Origin of the sequence: Bradyrhizobium oligotrophicum (assembly GCF_051168495.1) — a bacterium.
Lineage (GTDB): Bacteria > Pseudomonadota > Alphaproteobacteria > Rhizobiales > Xanthobacteraceae > Bradyrhizobium > Bradyrhizobium oligotrophicum_A.
On sequence record NZ_JBNPVB010000006.1, the window covers coordinates 254,339 to 273,147 of the forward strand.

An 18,809-nucleotide genomic window follows, 5' to 3' on the forward strand; every position below is an offset into this window, starting at 1 on the left:
TTGAATCGCGGTCAATCCGTGACCGGACTTGGCGTGGTCGGACCAAGCGGTCCCCGTCCCGGCACCTCGTCCGGCGTTTGCCCCGGCAGCTCACGCGGCGGCGCCGGCCCATCGGGCTCCTGCACTGGCGGAGGGATCTCAGGCTGCGGATGTCCGACCGGATCTTCCGGCGGCGGCTCAACCGGGTGTCCTGGCGTGGCCGGCGGGATCTCGGGGGGCTCGATCGGCATCACATTGCGACCTTGCGATTGTCGCCGAGGTCAGGACGCGTGCCGGTGACGGCGGCCGCGGCCATCTTGACGTAGCTGACGACCGTGCCGGGCGAATCCCAGAACTCGGCATCGTCAGGCGTGATCTTCAAAACACGGATGTTGGGATCCTCCGCGCTGTCCCACCATGCCTTGGCCGTCGTCGTAAACAGCTCGCGGATCTTGGCGCGGTCGTTGGAGACGACCGCCGTGCCGGTCACGGACACGTATTTCTGGCCGCCGGAATCGGCGAAGGACAGATTGACCTGCGGCGATCGCGCGATCTCTTCGTCCTTGTGATGGCGCGCGTCGGTCAGGAAATAGACCATGTTCTCGTCATGGGCGAGATAGGCACTCATCGGCCGCGCCCGCAGCTTGTCACCGTCGCGGGTCACCAGCATGGCGAAGCCGATCTTCTTCATCAGGTCCCAGGCGCGATCCTGATCGCGCACGTCATCGTTGCTCATCGTTCGCTCCCTCATTGTGAGAAGGGATAACGTCGCGTCGTGCAGCGATGTTCCGAATCCGGTCAGGAACCGGCCGCGGCCGATTCAGCCGCGCAGCAGCAGCGTGTTGCTGCGCGTGCGCGCGATCTCGCGATAACCTCGGCCGATCATGTCGGCGAGACAATCGGTCTTCCAATCCGCACGCGCAAGGTGCTCGATGGCGACGGCCCGCGGCCATAGCGCGGCGGGCGCGTCGCGGAAGAAGCAGGTCAGCACGCGGTCTTCGAACCCCTCGACGTCGATCTTCAGAACGTCGACCCTGGTCGCTCCAGCCCGTTCGAGGATCGCCTGCAGGCGCAGCGCCGGCACCTTGAACGCCTCCCCGCTCGAGGTGCAGGTCACGACATGACTGGCGCCGAGATTGTCGCCGTCGGTTTCGATCATCACCTCGCCGTCGCTGCCATCGGCAGCCGCGGCAACCAGCGTCACGTGAGGCAGCGCGGACGCGGCGCGGTTGAAGCTGAGGCGGGCATGCGTGACGGGATGCGGCTCGACCGCGATCACCAGGCCGGCCGGCCCGACGTGGCGCGCGAGCGGCAACGCAAACGTCCCGACATTGGCGCCGACATCGACGGCGACGCCACCCGGCGGGAGATGGCTCCGCAGAAAATCCAGCTCCTCGCGATTGTAGTCGGGATTGAACAGCGCACCCCGCTCGGTCGCATTCACCTGATGATGAAAGCGGAAATGGGCCCCCTGATAGTCGACGTCGAGCGGGCCGGCCCGCAGCAGGTCGACGACGCGTGTCAGCATCGGCCGGAATGCACCGCGCTTCAGCCCGGATCCATGCGCCAGCCGGATCACCAGCTCTTGCGCGGAATTGGGTGCGAAGGCGCCGAAGGGCGGCGGCGACGAGTCGTTATCAGGCGTCAAGGTCGGGTCCTCGGACGAGGAATGGAGCACCCGAGCGATAGCCGGCGTATTGGGAGCGCGAATGCAGGCGACGTGGCGGCTTTGTGGTTTCACCGGGACCGACTCGCGGCCTGGCCTCGTCGAGCCCTGGTCTTCAGACCGCCTTGCGCTGGCGCAGGAAGCGGCCGATCAGGCGCCGCTTGCCCTTGCGCGGGATGAGGTCGATGTCGCTCACGAGCTTGGCGCCACCCTTGCGCCGCTCCAGCACGATCTTGCGGCTGTGGAACGCTTCGAGCTCGGCCCGATGCGCGACGCTGACGATCGTCGCCCGCGGCAGTTCGCTCGTGATCATCTGCATCATCAGGTCCTGGCTCTTCTCGTCGAGCGCGGACGTCGCCTCGTCGAGCACGACGATGTCCGGGGCATGCAGGAGGAGCCGCGCGAAAGCGAGGCGCTGCTTCTCGCCGCCGGACAGCGTCTGATCCCACGGCGCCTCCTCCTCGATCCGGTCCTTGAGATGATCGAGACCAACCTTGTGCAGGGCTTCGCCGACCTTCTCCACGCTCCAATCCTCGGCGGCACCGGGATAAGCCACCGCGCGGCGCAGGCTGCCCGAGGGCACGTAGGGCCGCTGCGGCAACATGAACAGCCGCCGGTCGGGATGGAAGTTGATGCTGCCGCCGCCCCATGGCCAGAGACCGGCGATCGCCCGCACCAGCGTGCTCTTGCCCGTGCCGGATTCACCGGCGACGAGCAGGCGTTCGCCGGGATCGACCACGACCTCGGTCTCGCCGACGACGGCGGTGCCGTCGTCGAGGGTGACGGACAGATCGTTCAGGGTCAGCATCGCCTCGCCTTGGGTCTCACCGCGCTTGATGCGGCCGATGCCGTCGCCGCGCTCGGCCCGCTCCAGCCCATCGAGCGACATCATCAGCGAGGCGATGCGACGGGCGCAGGCGTTCCAGTCGGCGAGCCGCGGATAGTTGTCGACCAGCCAGCCGAACGCGGTCTGCACGATCGTGAAGGCGCTCGCCGCCTGCATGACCTGGCCGAGCGTCATGCTGCCGTCGAGATATTTGGGCGCGCACAACAACAGCGGCACGACCGGCGCGATGAGGCTCGAGCCCTGCGACACCAGCGTGGTGCGCATGTGCTGTCCCGCGAGCCGCGCCCATTGCTGCAGCACGTGGCCGAACGTCCGGTCGATGCCGGCGCGCTCCTCGGTCTCGCCGCCGAGCAAGGCGATGCTCTCACCATTCTCGCGGACGCGCGTCAGCGTATAGCGGAAGTCGGCTTCGGCCTGATTCTTGTCTTCCGACGTCTGCACGAAGCGGCGGCCGATCGTCATGATCGAACCCGAGGCGATGACGGCGTAGAGGATCGCCGCGATCACGAGGAAGCCCGGGATGGTGATCTCGGTCGCGCCGAGACGCAACGTCAGGGCGCCGCCGATGGTCCAGAGCACGACGATGAAGGTCACCGCCGATAGCAGCGCCGACGTCACGCCGGCGACGAAGTCGACCGGCGAATCGGTGGCGATGCGCAGATCCTCGGCGATCCGGTACTCCGGATTCTTGTGGTCGCCGCTGACGAGGTTGAGTTGATAGTAGCGACCGCTGGTCAGCCAGCGGGTGATGACGTTGTTGGTGAGCCAGGCGCGCCAACGCCGCTGGATCGCCATCCGGGTGTAGACCTGGGCGACGCCGAGGACGACGCTGCCGATCGCGAGCGGCAGGAAGATCGCGGTGAGATGGAAGACCGTCGCAGAATCGCGCTTCTCGATCGCGTCGAAGATCGACCGGTTCCAGACGTTGATGCCGTATTGGAACCCGACCGTCCCAATGATCAGAAGGACGAGGCCGATCGTGAACGGCCAGGCGAGGCGATCGCCCGCTTTGCCCCAATAGCCGCGCGCGCTGATCCAGAAGCGCGTCAGCAGATAGCGCTTGCGGACCTGCTCGGCCTCTTCGGGCGACAGCTCCGGATCGGGCTCGATCACTTCCGGCGGCGGCGGCTCGACACGATCGCCGTTCTCGGCAGCGATCTCGATGATCGGTGCCCTTTTCGTCTGCGACGCGCCGGGCCGTGCGATGTCCTGAACCTGTCCCATCGCGCAATAACCGCAGTCCAAACAGAAGGTTCCGGGTCGGGTTCCATCTCGTGGGCTGGTGTCAACGCACCTCCGAACTGGGGGCCACCGGCGGCGCGCGATCGAGCGGCACGGGCACCATCCTGTGCAGCACGCGCGACAATTCCTCGATCGAATAGGGCTTTCGCAACAGCTCGTAGCCGTTGCTGCCCTGCTGGGCCAGGACGTGGCTGTAGCCGCTCGCCAGCACGACGGGAATGTCGAGATCGAGTCGGCGCATCTCCTCCGCGAGCTCGAGACCGGTCATGCCGGGCATCACGACATCGGTGAACACGACGTCGAACCGGCCGCTACCATCGATCAGTTCCTCCAGCGCGTCCTTGGCATTGTCGACCAGAGTGGTGCGATAGCCGAGCTCTGCCAACGCTTCGGTCGCCGATCTGCCGACGTCGATGTTGTCCTCCACCACCAGCACCGACATGCCGCCGCCGCCGATCGGCTCTGCGTGGCTGCCGGACTCGCTCCGCTGATCCTGCGCCGGGGTGACACGCGGCAGATAGAGCATGAACGTGGCTCCCTTGCCGACCTCACTGACCACCGCGATCTCGCCGCCCGATTGCCTGGCAAAGCCGAACACCTGCGAGAGGCCGAGGCCGGTGCCCTGGCCGATGGTCTTGGTGGTGTAGAACGGTTCGAAGATTCGGCTGAACTGCTCCTGCGGAATCCCGACGCCGGTGTCCTCGACCGCAATCGTGACATAGCCAAGCGGCGGACGATCATGCAGCGCGACCGGGGTGGGCAGATCCGCCGCGGTTGCGACCGCAATGCTGAGCACTCCCTGGCCGGCCATGGCGTCACGAGCATTGACGGCCATGTTGATCAGAGCAGTCTCGAACTGGCCGGCGTCGGCGTTGACGTAGCAGGGCTCGTCGGGAACGGAGGTCACGACCTGGATGCGGGACCCCACCAGCGTCTTGGTCATGTCGCGCAGCGTGACGACGCAGCGGCCGAGGTCGAAGATCTCGGGCTTCAGGGCCTGCCGGCGGGCGAAGGCCAGAAGCTGCGACGTCAGCTTGGACGCGCGCGCGACCGTGTCGGAGATCGCATCGATGTAGCGCTGCCGCCGCTCTTCCGAAAGATTGGGGCGGCGCAACAGATCGGCTGAGGCCCGAATCACGGTCAGCAGGTTATTGAAATCGTGCGCAACGCCGCCGGTGAGCTGGCCCAGCGCCTCCATGCGCTGGCCATGCTTGAGCGCGTCCTCGGCCTCCGAGCGGCGCGCGGCCTCGACGTATAAGTGCTCGGTCCGCCGCCGCGCGAGGGTCAGGAGGACCACCAGCAGGGCCGTCGCCGGAACGCCGAAGATCAGGTGCCGGCTCATCGTCCCGAGCCATCGCGTGGTGATGGTCGCCGTCTCCATGCCGGCGGAGACATAGACCGGATAGCCCGCGAGACGCTGATAGCCGACGCGGCGTTCGACTTGATCGATCGGCGACGTCTCGGTAACGAGCTGCTCGGTATCCGCAGCCCCTGCCGGAATGTCATGCGGCGCCGGCGCCTGGCTGCGTTCGGCGGCCGGAAAGCGGGCGAGCGTCAGTCCGTCGTACCTCCTCAGGGCAAAGTAGCTGCCTTGGGCGCGACCGATGCGGGCGTAGAAGCGCTCGAAATAATCAGGAAGCACCGAGGCCTGGACGACGCCGGTGAAGCGGCCGTCGTCGGACTCGCGGCGGCGGCTGACGCTGAAGAACGCCGCCCCCTGGAAGGGGAGGCGCGGCGTCAGCCGCGCGCCGACGAAGGTGCCGATGCTGCCCTTTACGTGGGCGTCGAAGTAGTCGCGGTCGTGAAACGACATGTCCGGCGCCGGGTAGATCAGACTGTTGACCAGCGGCCGGCCGGCGGCGTCGAACACCCAAGCGGACTTCATCTGCGGCAGCGCGTCGGACAATTGGCGAAGCCGCACATGCAGCGCCTGCTCGCGCGCCTTGATGTCCGCATCGGACAGGTCGCGGACGAGTTCGTCGGTCTCCGACAGGCCGCGGTCGATGGTCTCGAACACCTTCAGCGCATGCTCGTGCACGACGTCCAGCGACCGGCGGATGTCCCGATCGGCCTCGTCGAACGTCGTGCCGTAGGACACGTAGGCGGCAATCAGGAACAGGGCGACGGGCAATGCCAGCGACGCGACCATCATCCATCGCAGCATCGTCAGCGATTTGCGTTGTGCGGTCTGCACGGTCGCTCCGGCCCCAAAAGGTCGTGAGCTTAACGCAATCGGCTGCGGCTACAAACCGGCTGCGCCCGGAACATCTGCCGATCCGGGCGCAAACGATCTCACACGTTACTTGGCGGCTAGATCTGCCGCTCGACCAGCTTCAGCTTGAGTTCCGCGATCGCCTCGGCCGGATTGAGTCCCTTCGGGCAGGCCTTGGCGCAGTTCATGATGGTGTGGCAGCGATAGAGCCGGAACGGATCCTCGAGATTGTCGAGCCGTTCGCCGGTGGCCTCGTCGCGGCTGTCCTTGACCCAGCGGTTGGCCTGCAGCAGCGCCGCCGGTCCGAGATAGCGCTCACTGTTCCACCAGTAGCTCGGGCACGAGGTCGAGCAGCAGGCGCACAGGATGCACTCGTAAAGGCCGTCGAGCTTCTCGCGATCCTCGTGGGTCTGCTTCCATTCCTTCTGCGGCGTCGGCGTCGTGGTCTTCAGCCACGGCTCGATCGAGGCATATTGCGCATAGAAATTGGTGAGGTCCGGCACCAGATCCTTCACCACCGGCTGGTGCGGCAGCGGGTTGATCTTGACGGCGCCGTCCTTCACGTCGTGCATCGAGCGGGTGCAGGCCAGCGTGTTCTGGCCGTCGATGTTCATCGCGCAGGAGCCGCACACGCCCTCGCGGCAGGAGCGGCGGAAGGTCAGCGACGGATCGATGTGGTTCTTGATCCAGATCAGTCCGTCAAGGACCATCGGGCCGCAATCGTTGACGTCGACATAGTAGGTGTCGACGCTCGGATTCTTGCCGTCGTCCGGATTCCAGCGATAGACCTTGAACTCGCGCACCTCGGTGGCACCGGCCGGCTTCGGCCACGTCTTGCCGCCGGTGATCTGCGAATTCTTAGGAAGTGCGAACTCAGCCATTTCGGAAGGCCTTCTTGAGGTTTGACGGACCGGCTCGGGTCACGCGCGATCAGTACACGCGTGCTTTCGGCGGAATGTACTGAACGTCGTTGGTCATGGTGTAGTTGTGCACCGGGCGGTAATCGATCGTGGTCTTGCCGTCCTCGTTGTCGATCCACGCCAGCGTGTGCTTCATCCAGCTCTTGTCGTCGCGATCCGGGAAGTCCTCGCGCGCATGAGCGCCGCGGCTCTCGGTGCGGTTCGCCGCCGAGTCCATGGTCACGACCGCCTGGGCGATCAGATTGTCGAACTCCAGCGTCTCGATCAGATCGGAATTCCACACCAGCGAGCGGTCGGAGACGGCGATGTCGCCGATCCCGCCGTGGACCTTGTGAATCAGGTTGTGGCCTTCCTGCAGGACTTCACCGGTGCGGAACACGGCGCAATTGGTCTGCATCACGTGCTGCATGCTCTCGCGCAGCTTGGCGGTCGGCGTGCCGCCCGACGAGTAGCGATAGCGATCGAGCCGGCCGAGCGCGAGGTCCGCCGAATCCTTCGGCAGATCGGGCTGCTTGCCGTTCGGCGTCAGCTTTTCGGCGAGCCGCAGCGCGGCCGCGCGGCCGAACACCACGAGGTCGATCAGCGAGTTGGAGCCGAGCCGGTTGGCGCCGTGCACGGAGACGCAGGCCGCCTCGCCCACTGCCATCAGGCCGGGCACGATGGCGTTGTCGTCGCCGTCCTTCTTGGTCAGCACCTCGGCGTGATAGTTGGTCGGGATGCCGCCCATGTTGTAATGCACCGTCGGCACGATCGGGATCGGCTCGCGGGTGACGTCGACATTGGCGAAGATCTTGGCCGATTCGGAGATGCCCGGCAGACGCTCGGCCAGCACCTTCGGATCGAGATGGTCGAGATGCAGGAAGATGTGGTCCTTCTTCTTGCCGACGCCACGGCCCTCGCGGATCTCGATGGTCATCGCGCGCGAGACGACGTCGCGCGAGGCCAGGTCCTTGGCGGAGGGCGCATAGCGCTCCATGAAGCGCTCGCCCTCGGAATTGACGAGATAGCCGCCTTCGCCGCGGGCGCCTTCGGTAACCAGACAGCCCGAGCCGTAGATGCCGGTCGGGTGGAACTGCACGAACTCCATGTCCTGCAGCGGCAGGCCGGCGCGCAGCGCCATGCCGCCGCCGTCGCCGGTGCAGGTGTGCGCCGAGGTGCAGGACGCATAGGCGCGGCCGTAGCCGCCGGTTGCGAGGATCGTGGTCTGGGCGCGGAAGCGATGCAGCGTGCCGTCATCCATGCGCAGCGCGATCACGCCGCGGCAGGTGCCCTGATCGTCCATGATCAGGTCGATGGCGAAATACTCGATGAAGAACTCGGCCGCATGGCGCAGCGACTGGCCATACATCGTGTGCAGCATCGCATGGCCGGTGCGGTCAGCGGCGGCGCAGGTGCGCTGCGCCTGGCCCTTGCCGTAGTCCATGGTCATGCCGCCGAACGGACGCTGATAGATTTTGCCATCCTCGGTGCGCGAGAACGGCACGCCCCAATGCTCGAGCTCGTAGACGGCGTCGGGCGCGTTGCGCACCATGTATTCGATCGCGTCCTGGTCGCCGAGCCAGTCCGACCCCTTGACGGTGTCGTACATGTGCCAGCGCCAGTCGTCCTGGTGCATGTTGCCGAGCGAGGCCGAGATGCCGCCCTGCGCCGCCACGGTGTGCGAGCGGGTCGGGAACACCTTGGTGATGCAGGCGGTGCGCAGGCCCGCCTCGCTGCAGCCGACCACGGCGCGCAGGCCCGCGCCGCCGGCGCCGACCACGACGACGTCGTAGGTATGGTCTTCGATCGGATAGGCTTTTCCGTTCGTCGCGGGCGCGCCGTTCGCGCTGCCATTTGCTCCGCCGGCCATGGGCTAGACTCCAGTGGACAGTTTGATGAGGGCGTAGATCGAGGCGAGCGCCACGGTCACCGCAAAGAAGTTGTTGGCCATGATCGCGACGAGCTTCAGCGATTCGCTGTGCACGTAGTCCTCGATCACGACCTGCATGCCGATCTTCATGTGCCAGCAGCTCGCGATCACGAACAGCAGCATCAGCACGGCGATCGGCAGCGAGCCGAGGATCTGCGCCGCGCCGGCCTGGTTGCGGCCGAGCAGCATGATCACGACGACGACGACCGGCACGATCAGCAGCGTCATCGCGACGGCGGTCATGCGCTGGCGCCAGAAATCACCGGTGCCGGAATGCGCCGCGCCGAGGTTGCGGACGCGGCCGAGCGGGGTCCGCATCGATTTCGCGTGTGCGTTGCTCATCGGCCGCCTCCCACCGCGTAAGCCACGATCCACACCAGAACGGTCAGGAAGATGCCGCCGATCAGTGCGCCCCAGGTCAGCGTCTCACGCTCGTTGGCCTTGAAGCCGTAGCCGAGGTCCCAGACGAAGTGGCGGATGCCGGACAACAGATGGTGCAGCAGCGCCCAGGTGTAGCCGAACACGATCAGGCGGCCGATGAAGCTCGCCATGAAGCCCTGGACATAGGAGTAGGCGCTTGGGCCGGAGGCGGCGGCGATCAGCCACCAGGCCAGCAGCAGCGTCCCGAAATATAGTGCAACCCCGGTGGCGCGATGGACGATCGACAGGATCATCGTCAGCGTCCAGCGGTAGGTTTGCAGATGCGGGGAAAGCGGTCGTTCGATCCTGGCTGTCATTGGTTGCTTTGATGATTTCTTGTGGGCCGTGAACGGAAGGGGCTTGCGGCGGTGCGGATCGGCAACGCGGCCTTTATTTACGGAGAAGGAACAGGTGTTGCAACGGCCAAATGGCCCAAAACCGAACTGCGATTCAGTGCTATGTGACCGTTACAAAAGGATCAATGCCCGGCGTGGTATACCACGAGCCTGACCGGCGCTGATATATCGAATCACCATTCATATCTATGACCCTACTGGGAGCATTTCCGACAAATCAGACCATTGATAGCGCTTATCGTAGAGCATTGATTCACCGCTTAACTACCGGCTCGCCGACGCTTTCCACGCCGGCCGAGAGCCTGATGTTTCTGCAAAGCTGCCCGGATCGAATCGCGGAGCAGATCCGGTCGGTGGGCCTCGTCGCTGTCGGCCATTTGCCTTCGGGTGGACCTTCCTCAGCCTCTCGATGCATGGTCGATTTTGCCGCATGTTGGCTTCCCGCAAAGCGGCCTAGGCTGCGCGGAGCATCATCGACGGCGGACGGCAGGGAGGTCCGATGCGCGGTCCCACGGTCCGGCCGACAACGACAGAAAGTCCGGCTTCGCTGCCGACGCGAAGCGTGTCGTCGCACGAGCGCGCCGAAGAGCCGCTCACCTGCGTCCTCGGCTTCACCGCGGCCGGCCTGTTCGCCGCGTGCCTCGCGCTCGTCATCCAGCATGAGATCGCCTCGCTTGCGGTGCTCGAATTCGTGCTGATCTGCGCCGCGCCGCCATTGGCTGCACTCGCGGGACTCGCGATCGGACGACGGCGCTGAGCCGCCGTCACTTCGTGTAGATGTCCTTGTACTGGTCACGCAGCACGTTCTTCTGCACCTTGCTCATCGCGTTGCGCGGCAGCTCGTCGACCACGAACACGCGCTTGGGCATCTTGAATTTCGCCAGCCGGCCATCGAGGCTCTTCAAGACGCTTGCCTCGGTGACATCGGCGCCGGGATGGCGCACCACCACGGCGGTGACGCCTTCGCCGAAATCGGGATGCGGCACGCCGATGACGGCGGCTTCCACCACGCCCGGCATGGCATCGATCTCGCTCTCGATCTCCTTCGGATAGACGTTGAAGCCGCCGGAGATGACGAGATCCTTGCCGCGTCCGACGATGTGGACGTAGCCCTCCGCGTCGATCTTGCCGAGGTCGCCGGTGATGAAAAAACCGTCGTCGCGAAATTCCGACCTGGTCTTCTCCGGCATCCGCCAATAGCCCTTGAACACGTTCGGGCCCTTCACCTCGATCATGCCGATCTCGTCGCGCGCGAGCTCCTTGGCCGTTTCCGGATCGGTGACGCGCAGGGCAACGCCTGGCAGCGGGAAGCCGACCGCGCCGGGCACGCGCTCGCCGTCGTAAGGGTTCGACGTGTTCATGTTGGTCTCGGTCATGCCGTAGCGCTCGAGCACGGCGTGGCCGGTGCGGGCGAACCACTCGCGATGCGTGTCCGCCAGCAGCGGCGCCGAGCCGGAAATGAACAGCCGCATGTGGCCGGTCGTCTCTTTGCTCAGCCGCGGGTTCTGCAACAGTCGCGTGTAGAAGGTCGGCACCCCCATCAGCACGGTGGCGCGCGCCATCAGGTCGATGATCAGGTCCGGATCGAGCTTGGGCAAGAAGATCATCGACGCCCGCGCGAACAGCGTCACGTTGCTGGCCACGAACAGGCCGTGGGTGTGATAGATCGGCAGCGCGTGGATCAGCACGTCGTCCTTGGTGAAGCGCCAATAGTCGATCAAGGTCAGCGAGTTCGAGGCGAGATTGTCGTGGCTCAGCATCGCGCCCTTGGAGCGGCCGGTGGTGCCCGACGTATAGAGGATCGCGGCGAGATCATCGGCCGTCCGCGCCACCGTGGTGAACGCCGTCCCGGCCTTGTCGGCCGCCTCGGTCAGCGAACCCTGGCCCGACGCATCGAGCGTCTCCACCTTGGCGCCGACCTTGGCCGCGAGCGCGCCGATGCCCTCGGCCTTCGCCGGATCGCACACCACCACCGTCGGCTCGGCGTCGCCGATGAAATAGTCGAGCTCGTTCAGCGTATAGGCGGTGTTGAGCGGCAGATAGACGCCGCCGGCCCTGACGGTGGCGAGATAGAGCACGAGGCCGGACACCGATTTCTCGGTCTGCGCCGCAACCCGGTCGCCCGGCTTGACCCCGCGGGCGACCAGCACGTTCGCCATCCGGCCCGCCCGCGCGATCAGGTCGGCGTACGAGATGCGCTGACCGTCATGGGACTCGATGGCGAGGCGGCTGGGATCGTCGAGGCCGTCGAACAGGCGGGAGAACAGATTGGCGTTGGCGGCTTGGTTCATGCAACATTCCCCTGGAGCGTAGGGCCGGCCGGCAGTGCCAGCCGGCGCAACTCAGGCTCGACGAAGACGAAGAGGGCCCGGACGGCGGGTCAACCGGCGACGTCGCCCGGATCGCCGTCTCTGATCGAGGCTGCCTTAGCAAAAACGCCCTTTCGAAGGCAACGGGAGACGCTGGGATATGGTCAAGGGACAACGCATCGCGTGGATCACCGGCGGCGGCACCGGCATCGGCGAGGCCGGCGCGCTGGCGCTCGCCGCCGAGGGCTGGACCGTCGTGGTGTCGGGTCGGCGCCAGGCGGCGCTCGAGGCGGTCGTGGCGAAGATCGCCGCAACCGGAGGCGCAGCCGAAGCCGTGCCGCTCGACGTCGCCAGGGCGGCCGAGGTGCAGGCCGCGGCCGATGGCGTCCTGGCCCGGCATGGCCGTATCGATCTGCTGGTGAACTCCGCGGGCGTCAACGTCCCCAAGCGGCGCTGGGACGACATGACCCTGGAGGGCTGGAACCAGCTGGTCGAGATCAATCTCAACGGCGTGCTGTATTGCATGAAGGCGGTGCTGCCGGCGATGCGGACGCAGCGGGACGGCATCATCATCAACGTCTCGTCCTGGGCCGGCCGCCACGTCTCGAAGATGCCCGGGCCGGCCTACACCTCGACCAAACATGCCGTGCTGGCGCTGACGCATTCGTTCAACATGGAGGAGTGCGCGCATGGGTTGCGGGCCTGCTGCCTGATGCCGGGCGAGGTCGCGACGCCGATCCTCGAACAGCGGCCGGTGGTGCCGAGCGCCGAGGACCAGGCGCGGATGCTGCAGCCGGACGACCTCGGCCGCACCATCGCCTTCGTCGCCAGCCTGCCGCCGCGCGTCTGCGTCAACGAGATCCTGATCAGTCCGACCTGGAATCGCGGGTTCATCCAGACGCCGGCGAACAGGGATTGAGCTTGGCCGGATATCAGCCACGACAATAGTGTCGGCTCGGGTCATGAAGGTCGAGATGGGGCCTAGCAACCGCTGTCGTCCCTGCGAACGCAGGGACCCATACCGCGTGATGTCCGTGAAGGGCAGAAGGAGAGTCCCGCGCAAGGCAACTGGCCCCTGTGGTTATGGGTCCCTGCGTTCGCAGGGACGACAGCGGAGGTTGGCGTCGGCAGCGTTGCCTCCGAGAAGCAGCGAGGCGTACGACGGCCGCAAAGCCATGCGACCTCGTCCTCGCGACACGATGCGCCCGAGCTGTGCTGAAATTCACCGCCCTCATCAAACAGAGGGCGCAGGGAAGGCCGGGCGCTGGCCGCGCCCGTGGCCCGCCTGCGGAAGAAAATGCAGGCGGCAGGTACCACAGGTCTGGCCGAACACACCCGGCCCTCCCTGCGCGATGGCTTTACGGCGTACTTCGCGTTCTCCCTGGTGCGCCGGGCTTTCTGGCCACCATCCCCACGCGAAGCGAAAGCCTCGGCGTGAGTTGATATCAGCGTCGGGATATCAGGACCGCGCGACTTGACCGTGCGTGCCTCGCCGTTCGTCCGCGCGGAAGATCCACGCTGCGGCGACACATGCCCATCGCATCCCACTGCCAACGATCCGTGACGGTCGCGAAACGCCCCTCATGCGGCAGCAGGACGGGCGAAAATGTGCAGGTGATTTGCCCGACGGTGCAAGCGCGGGTGCTGCGGTAAACTGGCACGACGGGCAATTTGAGCATGGGAGGGATGCTGCCAACCTTGTCAGTTCACGCGAGCACGCGATCATGTGGATCGGATCGCGCTCTCACCGCATCGACAGCAGGCTCTCCCCAACGCTGCAGTCGCGCAGCGACTGCAGACTGCGGGAAGGGTTGGGAATTGGGCTGAGAATCCTGGCGCGCAAAATTGAACCGCGCGCGCATCCCTTCAGATGCCGAACGAGAAGGCGGAGGGCCGACACGGGGGCTAATCGTCGGCCGTAGAACGCGAGCTTTCATCATGAAAAGCACGTCTGGTGGATCACCCGGCGATCGCGAGACGACGGGCATGCATCGACAATTCAACTTTAACGTGTTTGACGAACTCGTGCATCTGGTCGGGATCTGTTTCGATTTCACCTCCTACAGAACTTCGCTTGCTTCCATGCCATAGCTAAAGGTGGCATGCTGCCTCACAATTTAAGATTGCAGTTGCAACCAACCTCCCGGGGGGCAGAGGCGGGGTCGGCGACACAGGCTTGCTCTTGGAGTGGAGATCCGCAGAGCGAGCCCATCACGGCTAGCCGGCGTGCGTGCTTTGCGGAATGACCATGCCAGCGCGCATCTCATTTGATACCGAGGCGGGCGAGTGAATGTCGCGGGGAGCCCGTCTCGCCCAGGTCATCAAGCAGAGCGGCATCGCTAAGATGGCCAATCTTGCCGATGATCTCGGCGTCGACGAAAGCGCAATCAGCCGTTGGAAGAAGGGCGGCTCAATGTCACTGGAAAATGCCGCCAAGCTTTCGAGCGCCCTCGACGTGTCGCTGGATTGGCTGATCCTCGGCCGCGGGACGATGAACCTTCACAAAAAGCTTGCTTTGAGCAGCGAGGAATTCGAATTGATCAACATCTTCCGGCGAATGAGTGAACCATCACAGGAGAGGCTGGTGATGTTCCTGAAGGAAGTCGCCCCCGCGCATCGAAACTCGAACATCGAAGGCGACAACGGGTGACCATGCTCACGGCAGCAAGGAGCAAGCGGTTCAGTACCATAATATCATCCGCACTGGTTCTAAAGTCCGCGATATCTCACCGCGGACTTCAGCTTGTCGGCAGCCCAAATACCGTAGTCGTCTCCGGCTTACGGTCTGGTACTCTCAAAGGCGGTGTCGGATCGCTTAAGAACGCTTGAATGTGACTACGCCGCCAGTGTTAGCGCTACATTGGAACGGGCCGTAACTGGAGCTGTCCTTCTTCAAGATATAATGATTTGGGCTAGTTACATTCAGTTCGGTTGTGATCTGGAACTCACCCTCGTTCGGAATGTCAGTCCAGACGTCCCCGATGTCGAGATCAGCCTTCTCGGTGTGACGATACAGCCTAAATTTTCCACTCGCTTCTATTCCCTTCTGCTTCTTTCCCATCTCCGACCTCCTGTTGTTTGTCAAAGCTTGCCAGGCGGAGACGACTCCGCTAAGCGGTCCAAGCGTGACGCCGCTGATGTCGTACGCGGCTATATCTCCGGCCGTTGCATCCAAGAGATGCCGAAGAACGGTAGACTAAATGCTGTATCCAACCGAGAAGCCGCCGTTGCGCTGCTGCGTCACGGTTGCCGTCGTCTCCACCCGGCCCGTGAAGTCGATCGTGACCTTGGATTGCGAGATCTCGGAAATGTTGATGACGGTCCCCGGATCAAACAGGCCTTCGGTGACGTAATATTTCACGACCGGTGTGACATAGAACGTATCGCCCGGCTCCGCCATGAAGGTAGCGACCGGCGTCGGTATCGGCGTTCGGCCGAATTTCGCCATCCCGAAGACCAGCCCGTTCTCCGCGGTGAAGCTCTGGTCCGCGACGATGCCGAAGGAGCCCCCAGGCACGCTGCCGTCCCAGGCGACGGGGCCGAAGCCAATCGCGGTTACGCCGGCCGAAAGCGTGCCGATCGACGACGCGGCGCTGAAGCCAACAGACTCGCCGGCTTCGATCGGAGCATAGCCGCCGGATCCGATCTGAACGCCGCCCGCAAGCAACTTCTTCGGCGTACCCCAATAGGCGAAGAATTCCTCCGATGCAGTGACGCTGTCGAAGCTCTGGTTGCTGATGCTCGGAAACGTCACCCAGGCATTGGCGTAAACCGACGGGCTGCGCCCGTTGACCGAGACCAGCGGCGGCTCGGTGAAAACCATGTAGCTCTTGGCAAACCCCGATACGTTGTTGATTGCGATCGTGTAGTTCGTCATGTCGTCTCTCCGTTGATGTTGGTGTGATCTCATCAACTTTGCGATGAGTCCGTCTACTTCGGCTCGATCCGACCGCTCGGCACGAACGGCCCGCGGCCTGCAAGAGACCCGATACTCACGCGGCTCCTGCATCGGCGAGTTTGCACTCGACACCGTCGGTTGCAACGAGAGCATCTTGAACTGAACGCAAGTGGGAGAGACGGGAGTTGAGCTCAGCGCAACTCGACCGAGCCGGACAACGCGATGCCGATAGACGAATTGCAGACATGTGATCGAGGGCGCCGTCGCGTGCCGTGACGAACGCAATAGGTGCGAACATACGTCCGCGGTGAGCCAGGTTTGCGGTCGATGCAAGCGCGCGCCCGCGCGTCGTCCTCAAAGTCGTTTTCAAAGGAATGCGATGGGACTCCAGCGCACTTGCGAGCGAGCTGGAGTCCCATCGCAGCAGAATGTCATTTGCGACCGCTGGAGCGACGATCTGTTATCAATACACTCGCTCTTAGTCATACATCCGGAATACGCATTCCAAAACGACGAACGACAGTCTCAGAACGACGTGCCGCCGCCGAACCTGAACTCCTGGGTCACGTCGTATTTGCCCTTGGACAGCGGCACCGCGTAGTCGAAGCGCAGCGGGCCGAAGGGGGAGGCCCAGATCAGGCCGACGCCGACCGAGGAGCGCACCACCTTGCTGTCGTCGTACTGCAGGCCGCATTTGCAGGTCGCCGAATTGACCTCGCCGGTGGCGGCCCAGGACGTCGGGCCCTGATAGCCCCACAGTGAACCGGCGTCGGCATAGACGGCCCCCTTCAGACCCACCTCCTTCGGCAGGAACCAGAACGGCATCTGCAGCTCGGCCGAGGCGCCCCAGTATTTGGTGCCGCCGAGCGAATCGCCGGTGACTCCGAGGCTGGAATAGGTGGTGTCGCGCGGACCGATGCCGTTGGAGGCGAAGCCGCGCACCAGCGTCGGTCCCATCTGGAAGTGGTCGAGCATGCGCAGGTCCTTGTCGCCCATCTTGTTCAGCATGCCGCCCTGCAGATGGATGACGCTGACGATGTCGGCCACCAGCGGCGTGTAGTACTTCGCGTCGACCGCCGATTTGATGTAGCTGACATTGCCGCCGACGCCGGCGAAATCCTGCTTCCAGTCGATGATCAGGCCGGCGGTCGGGTTCTTGTTGTTGTCGAGCGTATTATAGCTCAGCGTGTAGCCCAGCGACGAAGTCAGCGCCGCGCCGTCGTTCAGCTCCTTGCGAACCGGGAGGGTCGATTCGCCGTCGCCGTAGCAGCCGTAGCCGTAGACGCCCGACGACGTCGAATTGGTCGGATCGACGCCGCCCAGCACGCTGCTGACATAGGCCGGCGTCGGGTTGAACGCGAGCAACGTATTGTTCGGGTCGTTGTTGCAGTTCCGGTAGGAGGACGGCAGCGAGATTTCCTGGCGGTACAGCGAGTAGCGCAGCTGCAACGAGAGATCCTCGCGCAGCTGGAAGCCGAGCCGCGGGCTGAAGCCGATGGTGGTCACCCCGTAGCTGGTATAGCTGTTGGCCTTCTGCTGCTTGTAGTACACGTCCAGACCCAGCGCGACCCGGTAGTCGAGCAGATAGGGCTCGACGAAGGACAGCGTCACACCGCGGCTGTACTGGCCGTAGCTCACCGAGGCCTTGGCGTACAGGCCGCGGCCGAGGAAGTTGCGTTCTGAGATCGAGACCTCGGCGAGCGCGCCATCACTGGTCGAATAGCCGCCGGAGATCGAGAAGTCGCCGGTCGACTTCTCCTCGAGATTGACCACCAGGATCACACGGTCGCTCGACGAGCCGGGCTCGGTCGAAATCTTGACGTCCTTGAAGAAATCGAGGTTCTTCAGCCGCCGCTCAGCGCGGTCGACCAGCGCCCGGTTGTAGGCGTCGCCTTCCGAGAGGTCGAACTCGCGCCGGATCACGTAGTCGCGGGTACGGGTGTTGCCGCGGATCGTGATGCGCTCGATATAGGTGCGCGGGCCCTCGTCGATCGAGAACACGATGGCGACGGTGTGGGCCTCGAAATTGCGATCGCCGCGCGGACGCACCACCGCGAAGGCGAAGCCGCGGCGCGACGCCTCGATCTGCATCTCCTCGACCGACTTCTCCAGCTGCTCGACGTTGTAGAGCGCACCGACATTGACGCTGGAATAGCCGCGCAGCACGTTGCCGTCGAGCGCCGCGACGCTCGACTGGAACTCGACGGAGCCGACGCGGTATTGCTGGCCTTCCTCGATCTGGAACGTGACCAGGAAGCCCTTCTGCTCCGGATCATATTCGGTGAGCGCCGCCACCACCTGCACGTCGGCATAGCCGTTCTTGAGGTAGAAGCGGCGGATCAGGTCGCGATCCGCTTCGACCCGGTCCGGATCATAGACGTCGTTGTTGCCGAGAAAGCTCAGCCAGTTGGTCGCATGCGTCTTGATGATGTCGCTCAGCCGGGCCGAGGAATAGGCATTGTTGCCGACGAAGCTGACGGACTTCACGCCGGTCTTGGCGCCTTCGGCGACCGTGAAGACGAGGTCGACACGGTTGTTGGGCTGCTCGATGATCTCGGGCGTGACGCGGACGTCGTAGCGTCCGGAGCGCCGGTAGATTTCGGCGATGCGCTGCGCGTCGGATTGCACCATCGGACGCGACAGCGTCCCGCGCGGCTTCGACTGCACCTCGGCGGTGAGCTGCTCGTCCTTGACTTTCTTGTTGCCCTCGAAGGCGACGCGGCCGATCACGGGGTTCTCGACCACGCGCACGACCAGGCGGCCGGCCTGACGGTCGATCTTGACGTCGGCGAACAGGCCGGTCCCGATCAGCGCCTTGAGGCCGTCGTCGACCTGGCCGGCATCGAGCGCGCCCGACGGACCCGGCTTGAAGTAGGAGCGGATGGTGTCGGCTTCGATGCGCCTGTTGCCCTCGACCGAGATCGAGGTTGCGGCCACGGCGGGCGCGGCCACGGCGATACGTGGCAGCGACGTCACTGGCAGCGCCAGCAGCATCAGGGCAAGCACGCCCGGCAGTCTCAGACGCATCATCGACGATCTTTCGAAAAGTAA

The 18,809-nt window shown here is 64.6% G+C and carries 15 protein-coding genes; 3 read left to right on the top strand and 12 right to left on the bottom strand.

Annotated elements, in window-relative coordinates; genetic code table 11:
• Positions 1 to 11: 11 nt before the first annotated feature.
• The 9 genes from ACQR1B_RS14745 to sdhC all read right to left on the bottom strand — a co-directional run bounded on the left by ACQR1B_RS14745 (position 12) and on the right by sdhC (position 9,512).
• The gene (locus tag ACQR1B_RS14745; protein ID WP_434835928.1) at positions 12 to 230 is read right to left on the bottom strand and encodes a hypothetical protein; all 219 of its coding nucleotides are present in this window, start codon (positions 228 to 230) and stop codon (positions 12 to 14) included.
• On the bottom strand, positions 230 to 715 hold the full coding sequence (locus ACQR1B_RS14750; protein ID WP_434835927.1) for a pyridoxamine 5'-phosphate oxidase family protein: 486 nt from the start codon (positions 713 to 715) through the stop codon (positions 230 to 232). The genes ACQR1B_RS14745 and ACQR1B_RS14750 overlap by 1 nt, the downstream gene beginning before the upstream one ends.
• A gap of 84 nt (positions 716 to 799) precedes the next feature.
• The gene (locus ACQR1B_RS14755) at positions 800 to 1,627 is read right to left on the bottom strand and encodes an FkbM family methyltransferase (protein WP_434835926.1); all 828 of its coding nucleotides are present in this window, start codon (positions 1,625 to 1,627) and stop codon (positions 800 to 802) included.
• A 133-nt stretch (positions 1,628 to 1,760) separates the two neighbouring features.
• On the bottom strand, positions 1,761 to 3,716 hold the full coding sequence (locus ACQR1B_RS14760) for an ABC transporter ATP-binding protein/permease (RefSeq protein ID WP_434835925.1): 1,956 nt from the start codon (positions 3,714 to 3,716) through the stop codon (positions 1,761 to 1,763).
• Positions 3,717 to 3,777: 61 nt separating this feature from the next.
• Positions 3,778 to 5,928 (bottom strand): ATP-binding protein, encoded by a 2,151-nt coding sequence (locus ACQR1B_RS14765; RefSeq protein WP_434835924.1) that lies wholly within the window; start codon positions 5,926 to 5,928, stop codon positions 3,778 to 3,780.
• Between the two features lie 116 nt (positions 5,929 to 6,044).
• Complete coding sequence (locus ACQR1B_RS14770; RefSeq protein WP_434835923.1) at positions 6,045 to 6,827, bottom strand: succinate dehydrogenase iron-sulfur subunit; 783 nt, start codon at positions 6,825 to 6,827, stop codon at positions 6,045 to 6,047.
• Between the two features lie 49 nt (positions 6,828 to 6,876).
• Complete coding sequence (gene sdhA, locus ACQR1B_RS14775) at positions 6,877 to 8,715, bottom strand: succinate dehydrogenase flavoprotein subunit (protein ID WP_434835922.1); 1,839 nt, start codon at positions 8,713 to 8,715, stop codon at positions 6,877 to 6,879.
• Positions 8,716 to 8,718: 3 nt separating this feature from the next.
• The gene (gene sdhD, locus ACQR1B_RS14780) at positions 8,719 to 9,093 is read right to left on the bottom strand and encodes a succinate dehydrogenase, hydrophobic membrane anchor protein (RefSeq protein WP_434835983.1); all 375 of its coding nucleotides are present in this window, start codon (positions 9,091 to 9,093) and stop codon (positions 8,719 to 8,721) included.
• Between the two features lie 20 nt (positions 9,094 to 9,113).
• Positions 9,114 to 9,512 carry a succinate dehydrogenase, cytochrome b556 subunit gene (gene sdhC / locus ACQR1B_RS14785; protein ID WP_434835921.1) on the bottom strand — a complete coding sequence of 133 codons (399 nt, stop codon included), beginning with the start codon at positions 9,510 to 9,512 and terminating at the stop codon, positions 9,114 to 9,116.
• Between the two features lie 538 nt (positions 9,513 to 10,050).
• Between sdhC and ACQR1B_RS14790 the strand changes: the two genes are divergently transcribed.
• On the top strand, positions 10,051 to 10,308 hold the full coding sequence (locus ACQR1B_RS14790) for a hypothetical protein (RefSeq protein WP_434835920.1): 258 nt from the start codon (positions 10,051 to 10,053) through the stop codon (positions 10,306 to 10,308).
• Between the two features lie 7 nt (positions 10,309 to 10,315).
• Here ACQR1B_RS14790 and ACQR1B_RS14795 read toward each other — a convergent pair whose 3' ends face one another.
• Positions 10,316 to 11,842 (bottom strand): malonate--CoA ligase, encoded by a 1,527-nt coding sequence (locus ACQR1B_RS14795; RefSeq protein WP_434835919.1) that lies wholly within the window; start codon positions 11,840 to 11,842, stop codon positions 10,316 to 10,318.
• 178 nt (positions 11,843 to 12,020) lie between these two features.
• On the opposite strand from ACQR1B_RS14795, the gene ACQR1B_RS14800 reads away from it, so the two are divergent.
• Together ACQR1B_RS14800 and ACQR1B_RS14805 are read left to right on the top strand one after the other, a co-directional pair.
• On the top strand, positions 12,021 to 12,779 hold the full coding sequence (locus ACQR1B_RS14800) for an SDR family oxidoreductase (RefSeq protein WP_434835918.1): 759 nt from the start codon (positions 12,021 to 12,023) through the stop codon (positions 12,777 to 12,779).
• 1,371 nt (positions 12,780 to 14,150) lie between these two features.
• Complete coding sequence (locus ACQR1B_RS14805) at positions 14,151 to 14,510, top strand: helix-turn-helix domain-containing protein (protein WP_434835917.1); 360 nt, start codon at positions 14,151 to 14,153, stop codon at positions 14,508 to 14,510.
• Positions 14,511 to 15,056: 546 nt separating this feature from the next.
• Here the strand turns inward: ACQR1B_RS14805 and ACQR1B_RS14810 are convergent.
• Entirely contained in the window at positions 15,057 to 15,737 is a 681-nt protein-coding gene (locus tag ACQR1B_RS14810) for a hypothetical protein (RefSeq protein ID WP_434835916.1), read from the bottom strand.
• 546 nt (positions 15,738 to 16,283) lie between these two features.
• Entirely contained in the window at positions 16,284 to 18,788 is a 2,505-nt protein-coding gene (gene bamA / locus ACQR1B_RS14815) for an outer membrane protein assembly factor BamA (RefSeq protein WP_434835915.1), read from the bottom strand.
• Positions 18,789 to 18,809 lie beyond the last annotated feature (21 nt).